The following is a 5,404-nucleotide window of genomic DNA, read 5'->3' as shown; positions in this document are numbered from 1 at the left end:
CCCGTCGACCCCCCGCTCGACCCCCTGCTCGACCGGGTGCGGGCCACGCTGGCCGAGCTGCACGACGCGCTGGCCGCGGCCGATCCGCCCCGTCCGAGGCTCCTCGCCGACCGGCTGCCGCGGCTCGTCGCCACCGTCGCCGACCTCCACCGCATCCTGCCGGAGACCACCGGGCCCCGGCACCGGCTGCTCGACCGCGGCGCCGCCCTCGCCGTCCGGTGGGCCGACGGCGTCCACTACCCGGCCGGCCCCGTCCACGGCGACCTGCACCTGGGACACGTGCTCGTCGACGACGCCGGCCGCGTGCGGTTCGTCGACCCGGAGAGCGCCCCGGCCCCCGACGCGGGCCCGCTCGACGACCTGGCCGCGCTCTGCCGGGCCGTCGAGTGCTTCACCACCGACGAACGGGTGGCCCGTACCGCGCGGCAACGCGCCTACCACAAGCACCGGTACGCCACCGCGCTCCGCCGCGCCGCGCTGGCCCCCGCCACCGCGGCCCGGCCGCCGCGCGCGCCCGGATCCCGCTGGGCGGCCCGGATCACCGCCCGCCTCACCGCGGGCACCGCCCCCGACGCGCTCCGCGTCCCGTACCTGCTGCGCCTGCTGCACGAGTTGCGCTACCACGGCGAACGCGCCGGCGACCCGGACGCCGACTACTACGCCGACCTCACCTGGATGGCGCTCCGGGAGTTCGTCTCCGCCCAGGAAGGGAGCCCACGCGGTTGACCGAGTCGAGAACCGAGTCGAGAACCGAGTCGAGAACCGAGCCGAGAACCGAGCCGAGAACCGAGCCGAGAACCCGGTCGGACACCGAGCCGAGCAACGTCGTCGAGTGCCACTTCGAGTTCGGCGGTTTCGACCACCGCTTCGTCAAGGGCGGCATCTCCGTCTACCTCTGGAACCTCAGCCGCGCCCTGCGCGACCGCGGCCTGGCCGTCAGCGGCCTCACCGCCGCCCACGGAACCGTCCCCGAGCTGCGGCGCCACCACGACGTCACCGACCTCGACCACGTCGACACCATCGACGTGGAGATCCCGCTCGACCCCGCCGTCTGGCCCGACCACGGCCCGGCCGCCCGGATCACCGCCGAGGTCACCGCCCACCGGATCACCGTGGACGGCATCGACGTGGTGCTGCTCGCCGGCGGGCCGCTGGACGGCCACCCCGAGACGTTCTACCCGCCCTACGAGTCCAAGGGCCGCGACCTCGGCTTCCTCAAACCGCTGCTCTTCCAACTGGCCGCCACCCGCTACCTGATCCGCACCATGCCCCCCGGCACCGTCGTCCACCTCCACGAGCCCTACTACCACTACCTGATGCCGGCCCCGCTGCGCCGGGCCGGCGCCGAGACCGTCTGCACGGTGCAGAGCAACATGCCGGTCAACAAGAAGGTGTACGGCCCCGAGGCCCGCGCCCTGCTCCGCTACCTGGGCGCCGACGAGGCGCCCGTCGCCGGCCTCGCCGACCCGCCGCTCGACACCCCGCTGGAGCGGGCCATGCGCGGCTACCTGCCCGTCACCCACCTCTACAACGAGTACCCCGAGCGCCCCGGGCACGACTACGTCAGCGGCCTCGCGCTGGTCGCCAGGACCGCCTCCGCCCTGGACTTCCTCTCGCCCGGCCAGCTCGAACACGTGACGACCCAGCGCGACACGCCGGCCCAGGCGCTCTTCCAACGACTCCGGGTGCGCCACGAACTCGACCTGGCCGCCGACCGGTTGGTGGTCGGGGGCTGCGCCGTCGGCCCCGCCTGGCTGGCCGCCGACCGCACCCGCGTCGACCGGGCCGCCGTGCTGCGCCGCCACGGCCTCGACCCGGCGCGCCCCACGATCTACCACAACGCCCGCCACGCCATCCACCACAAGGGACAGCGCGAGTTGGCCCGCGCGCTGCGCCGACTCCTCGACGCGGGACGGCGGTTCAACGCCGTGCTGCACTGCCTCAGCCCGCTGCCGCTGACCGACCCCGAGCTGACCGGGCTCGCCGAGGCCCACCCGGACGCCGTCTGGCTGTCCAGCGAGCCGGTCCCCGAGGCCGAGCTGATCGAGCTGGCCTGCGCCGCCGAACTCTGCCTGTTCCCCTCGAAGTTCGAGATGGACACCTTCCTGCTCGCGATGGGCGAGGCGATGGCCTGCGGCGCGGTGCCCGTCGCCACCGCCCAGCTCGGCATGACCCACTTCGGCCACACCAGGCCCCCCGACCATCCCGAGGCCACCGGCGCCGCGCTGCCCCGCTCCTTCCGCGCCGACGACCCCGCCCTGGTCGCCGCCATCGAGGCCCAGGTCGACCGGCTGCTCGCGGCGCCACCCGAGGAGCTGGCCAGGCTGCGGGCCAACGCCGTGCGCACCGCGCGGGGCTTCACCTGGGAGCGGGTCGCCGCCACCTTCCACGCCGTCTTCGCCGGCGTCCGCGCCGGCACCCTGACCCCGCACCGCCCGGCGCCCGCGCCCTCCGCCTCCGCCCCCGAGCCGGGCACCGGCACCGGCACCGTCGAGCCTGCGGGCCGCGACCACTGGCGGATCGCCTACCGTGCCGCCGGCGTCAGGACGGTGGACGTGGTGCGCGCCACCACGACATGGCCGCTGACCGCCGACCCGACCGGCGCCTTCACCGGTACGGTGCCGGCAGCCGCCGAGCCGGTGGTCGCGATGCTCGTCACCCGCGCCGACGGCCGGGTCGGCTGGGCCGCGCTTGACGCGCCGGGCCCGGCGCCGCAGGAGAGGGACGACACGTGACCGACCGAGACCCCAGGACGCCGCTCGACGTGTTCGTGATCGGCGGAGTGGGTGTGGACACTATCGTCCGCGTCCCCGAACTCCCGCTCCCCGTACGGGACTCCATCATGGTGCCGCCCATCGAGCGGTACGTCGCCCACACCGGCAACGGCGTCGCCCTCGGCTGCCACCACCTCGGCCTGCGCACCCACCTCGCCGACGTGATCGGCGCCGACTACGAGGGCGAGCTGATCACCGGGAGCTACGCGAGGACCGGGCTCTCCTTCGACCACCGCGTCCACCCCAGCGGCACCCGACGCAGCGTCAACCTGGTCGACCGGCACGGCCACCGGCTCTCCCTCTACGACGCCAGGCACCCCGTCGGGATGGCCGTCGACCCCGACCTCTACCGGCCGGCGCTCGGCCGGGCCCGGCACGTCCACGTCTCCATCATGGACTGGGCACGGCACGCCCTGGCCGAGGCCGTCGCCGCCCACGTCCCCACCTCGACCGACCTGCACGACTGGGACGGCGAGAGCGAGTACCACCGCGACTTCGCCTACGGCGCCGACCTGGTCTTCGTCTCCACCGCGGCGCTCGGCGACCGCACCGAGGACGTCGCACGCGCCGTCCTCGCCAAGGGGCGGGCCGCCGCCGTGGTCGCCATGGCCGGCGGCGACGGCAGCCACCTGGCGCTGCCCGGCCAGCCGCTGCGCCGGCTGCCGGCCTCGCCGGTGCCGGGCGGCCGGGTGGTCGACACCAACGGCGCCGGCGACAGCTACGTCGCCGGCTTCCTGTACGCCCGGCTCGGCGGCGCCGACTGGCCGACCGCCATGCGGGCCGGCTCGGCGGCCGGCGCACACGCCTGCGCCACCGCGGGAACCCACACCTCCTTCATCACCGAGGAGGAGCTCGGCAGCGCACTGTCCTGACCCCGGAACTGGAGCCCCATGACCGGCACCCGCACCCCGAACCCGAACCCGAACCCCACCCGGGACCGCGACCCGGAACCGACCGACACGCTCACCGTCGACACCGTGATAGTCGGCGCCGGCGCCGCCGGCTGCGTCCTCGCCGCCCGGCTCAGCGCGGACCCGAACCACACCGTGCTGCTCCTCGAAGCGGGCCCCGACCACGGCCCGTTCGACCCCGGCCGCTGGCCGGCCGAACTGCTCGACGCCCGCTCGGCGGCCCGCGGCCACGACTGGGACCTGGCCGCGCCGCCGTGCTGCGCCCGCGCCCGCGTCGTCGGCGGCTCCTCGGCCCACAACGGCTGCTGGGCCACCCTCGGCGCGGCCGCCGACTACGACGCCTGGCGCCCGCCGTCCGGCGGCGCCATCACCCACGAGACGCTGCGCCCGCACCTCGCCGAGGCCATGGCCACCCTCCGGGTGCGGACGGTGCCCTCGGAGGACCAGACCCCCTGGCATCACGCCGTGATCGAGGCGGCCGGCGCCCTCGGCCTGCCGTTCCTGCCGGACGTCAACGCCGCCGACGCCCGCGAGGGCATCGGCTGGGTCCCGCTCAACGCGGTGGGCCGCACCCGCTGGCACGCCGCCTTCGCCTACCTCGACCCGGCCCGCGACCGCCCCAACCTCCGCGTCCTGGCCGACACCCACGCCGACCGGCTGCTGCTCACCGGCGACCGCGCCACCGGCGTGGCCGCCGTCCACGCCGGCCGCCCGCTCACCGTGCGGGCCGGCACCGTGGTGCTCGCCTGCGGCAGCTACGGCACCCCGCCGCTGCTGATCCGCAGCGGCATCGGCCCGGAGCCCGAACTGCGCCGGCTCGGCGCCCCGGTGGTGCTGCCGCTGCCCGGCGTGGGGGAGAACCTGACCGACCACGGCTCGCTCGGGCTGATGCTCGACCCGACGAGCGTCCTGGCCGAGCGGATGCCGGACGCCGCGGAGTCCTACTTCGCGCAGAGCCTGGTCAAGGCCCGCTCCAGCCGGGCCGTCGACGACGACTGGGACCTGCACATCGTGCCGTCCGCCGGCCCCGCCGAGGACGCCCAGGGCTTCTACAACGGACCGCTCTCCGCCGGCCTCTACGTCTTCGTGATGGCCCCCAGGTCCCGCGGCCGGGTCCGCGCCACCTCCCTCGACCCGACGGCCCCGCCGGAGATCGACCACGGCTTCTTCACCGACCCGGAGGGCCACGACATCCGGGTCGTCCTCGACGGCGTCGACCTGGCCCGCGACCTCGCCTCGGCCGGGCCGCTGGCCGGTCTCGCCGGCGTCAGGCGCGCCACCGCGGCCGAGCGCGAGCCCGCCGCCGTCCGGGCCGCGGCCAGCGGCTACTGGCATCCCGTCGGCACCTGCGCCATGGGCCCGGAGGACGACCCGATGGCGGTGGCGGGCCCGGACGGCCGGGTGCACGGCCTCGCCAACGTCCATGTCGCCGACGCCTCGTTGATGCCGGTGATCCCGCGCGCCAACACCCACCTCACCACCGTGGCGGTGGCGTCGCTGCTCGCCGAGCGACTGACGACGACGGGGGTGGCGGCCGGATGAGGATCGGACTGCTCTCGCCGAACATGCCGCCGTACGACTCGCCGGCGGCCACGCGGAGGATCTTGCCGAGCAGGGTGTCGACGCGCTGGCCCGACTTGTACGGGTCGCCGGAGCCGCCGCCGTCGCCGATGCTCCAGTAGAGGTAGCCGTCGGGGCCGAAGGCGAGTTGGCCGCCGT

4 protein-coding genes and 1 pseudogene are annotated in these 5,404 nt (G+C 75.8%); 4 read left to right on the top strand and 1 reads right to left on the bottom strand.

The window, feature by feature from the left end:
* From E1283_RS31055 to E1283_RS31040, 4 genes are all read left to right on the top strand, one after another.
* A partial coding sequence (locus tag E1283_RS31055) for a phosphotransferase (RefSeq protein ID WP_165956309.1) occupies window positions 1–726 on the top strand: 726 nt, incomplete at its 5' end.
* The gene (locus E1283_RS31050) at window positions 723–2,735 is read left to right on the top strand and encodes a glycosyltransferase (RefSeq protein ID WP_132821508.1); all 2,013 of its coding nucleotides are present in this window, start codon (window positions 723–725) and stop codon (window positions 2,733–2,735) included. The genes E1283_RS31055 and E1283_RS31050, both read left to right, overlap by 4 nt.
* Window positions 2,732–3,646, top strand: coding sequence for a carbohydrate kinase family protein (locus E1283_RS31045; RefSeq protein WP_132821507.1), 915 nt, complete (start codon window positions 2,732–2,734; stop codon window positions 3,644–3,646). The genes E1283_RS31050 and E1283_RS31045 overlap by 4 nt, the downstream gene beginning before the upstream one ends.
* An 18-nt stretch (window positions 3,647–3,664) precedes the next feature.
* Complete coding sequence (locus tag E1283_RS31040; protein WP_132821506.1) at window positions 3,665–5,227, top strand: GMC family oxidoreductase; 1,563 nt, start codon at window positions 3,665–3,667, stop codon at window positions 5,225–5,227.
* On the opposite strand, the pseudogene E1283_RS40050 reads toward E1283_RS31040, so the two are convergent.
* Window positions 5,160–5,404 (bottom strand): annotated as a pseudogene (locus E1283_RS40050) (hypothetical protein); the annotation flags it as partial. The gene E1283_RS31040 and the pseudogene E1283_RS40050 overlap by 68 nt on opposite strands.

It is taken from the genome of Streptomyces hainanensis, assembly GCF_004348415.1.
Classification (GTDB): Bacteria; Actinomycetota; Actinomycetes; order Streptomycetales; family Streptomycetaceae; genus Streptomyces; species Streptomyces hainanensis.
The sequence above is the reverse complement of the archived record's forward strand: the minus strand, read 5'-3'. Positions and strand labels throughout refer to the sequence as shown.